At 57.8% G+C, this 2391-nt stretch carries 1 protein-coding gene and 1 pseudogene; both read right to left on the minus strand.

The genetic code is table 11. The annotated features are described in order from the left end of the window. A pseudogene (locus ABWQ00_RS15855) lies at window positions 1-229 on the minus strand (IS5/IS1182 family transposase); the annotation flags it as partial. 106 nt (window positions 230-335) lie between these two features. Then, window positions 336-1811 (minus strand): group II intron reverse transcriptase/maturase, encoded by a 1476-nt coding sequence (gene ltrA, locus ABWQ00_RS15860; RefSeq protein ID WP_353239623.1) that lies wholly within the window; start codon window positions 1809-1811, stop codon window positions 336-338. Between the last annotated feature and the right edge of the window lie 580 nt (window positions 1812-2391).

Raw genomic sequence — 2391 nt, forward strand, 5'->3', positions numbered from 1 at the left:
TGTCCACGCCCCGGTAGCCGAGGTCGGCGTACACCACCTCTGGCTTGACGCCCAGTCCTTGCATCAGGATGGCGCTTTGCTCAATCTGCTCGTGCATGGTGTGTCCGTCATACGGATTACCGGGAAAGCTCCTGGCCCCCACGATCAGATTGCACTTGAGCGTCATGGCCAGACCGACCTTCACACCAAATTCGTACGGGTTGCGGCTCTTGCCGTCGGGTAAGGACACGCCGTTACCGGCGTGCCCTCCCCTAAGAACCGTGCATGCGAGTTTCCCAGCACACGGCTCAAGCCTTCCAGCGGCCCTCTGTCGGACCGGGTTTGTTGCAACAGATTCAGTAAGCATTTGCTCGGCGCTGGAAGTATTCAGTCCATGCTGGGTCAAACGGGTTTGCGTCACTGCGAACCTTTATGTGGCGCTTGATCGCCAGTCCAGCCAGCCGGAACAACATCGGCCTGTAGGCCAATTCCAGCGGCTGCGTGGCGCAGGCAAAAACCCAGTCACGTAGACCTTGGCGCTCAAAGTACCGCGCCTTGATCCAGCGCATTGGCTTGCTCGGGTGGCGGCGTTTGGCCCACCTCCACAGCTTGGTCCACACCAGATGATCGATCCGTGAGAAGGTCGCTGCAGCCACAACATGTCGGTGATACATCGCCCATCCCCGAAGGATCGGATTGAGAGACATGATCACCTGCGCCTGTGTGGCCGCCTTGTTCTTCCCCAGCACTTCCCGAACCTTGTCCAAGAGCGAAGTCACGCTCTTGCGCGCCGGTTTGATAAGGAGTTTATCCCCGTACTTGCGCACGTTCTGCCCAAGGAAGTCGAACCCTTGGGAGATATGCGTGATAGACGTTTTCTCGGGCGCCAGTTGCAGGCCGCGCGCCGCGAGGAATTCCTCGATGGCAGGCTTGACCCTCTGCTCCAGCAATTCCCTTGTTGCGCCCGTCACCACGAAGTCGTCCGCATAGCGCACGACGTGTGCCTTGGCTGGCTGTCGAGCATTGCGGCTACGGCCTAGAGCCGAGCGCACCGCATCTTCCATGCCATCCAATGCCATGTTGGCAAGCACTGGTGAGGCAATCCCGCCTTGCGGCGTACCTGCCTCTGTGAGGAACAATGCACCTTGGTCGATGAATCCAGCTTTCAACCACTTTCTCAATACGACCTTGTCCATCGGGACGTGCTTCAACAACCAGTCATGGCTGATGTTATCGAAGCAGCCGCGGATGTCCCCTTCAAGAATCCACTGCGCGGAGTAGCGTTTGGCCAGCGCCATGAAACAATGTTCAATGGCGTCAGCCGTCGATCGCCGTGGCCTAAAGCCATAGGAGTTCTTGTCGGCAGTCGTTTCTGCAACGGGGTTCAAAGCCAGTAGCCACAGCGCTTGCATGGCCCGGTCGTGCATAGTCGGAATGCCCAACGGGCGTTTCTTTCCATTGCTCTTCGGGATGTACACGCGCCGCAATGGCTGCGACCGATAGCCCCTGTGCATCAGTGCTTTTGATGCCTTCATCTTCGACTGTGGCGTTTTCCAAATCATGCCGTCAACGCCAGCCGTCCTCTTGCCTGCGTTTTCCGTCACTCGCTTCACGGCAAGTAACTTGCCACTGAGAGAGCGGGTCAGCAGATGTTGTAAGGCATGAACCTTGTTCCATCTACCGGCCTGCGTAGCCTTGGCAATACGCACCTGCAGCCGCGTGACCTCGTCGATAACTTGGTCCCAGTTGATCTGGTCCCACATTACGCCAAAGGCTGGAGGCGCACCAGTGTCAGTCGCCACAGCTTTCACTGCAGGTTTTGCCACCGTCATCTGCATTCCTCCTGATTGCGGTTTCTCAGGCTCTCTTGCCATGGAAGACCTAGCGGAAGTGGGCTCGCTTTCGCGCCGGGCAAAACCCGTATCCGTCCCATTACAAAACGGCATTTGCTTTCTCCGCCTTCCTTTACCCACTGCGCCATCAGTCTTCCTTGCGGTTGACCTGCCGTTACCGGCGGCGTGTTGGGCTTACCGTGTTCCTCAAACATCACAACGCGTGGTTTAGGTCCTGCCTGTACAACGGTGGTCATCAAGTCCGTGTGCGCCGTATCAAAGGGAGGCGCAGCCGACCACGTACCATTTTGGTTCAAGCCTGTCAGCATCTTTGGCTTGTCGTGCATAACGATGCCTTTAGCAGTTCACTTTTGTTAACCATGCCACTCAGCCTGGCATCCCACCCGCATTGATGCTCGCAGGTGACGCCGTTTCCTCGCGGAATGCGACGTGGCCCCAAGGGCCCGACACTTTGTTCCCGTGGCTTCACACGAAGCCGTTGCCAGCAACGCATGCACAGGTAGGCTACGGTCGACGGAACGACCGGTCTCATCACCAACCTTATGAGCGGGCGAGACAA

This window comes from Limnohabitans sp., assembly GCF_040400975.1.
In the GTDB taxonomy this organism is placed as follows: domain Bacteria; phylum Pseudomonadota; class Gammaproteobacteria; order Burkholderiales; family Burkholderiaceae_C; genus Limnohabitans_A.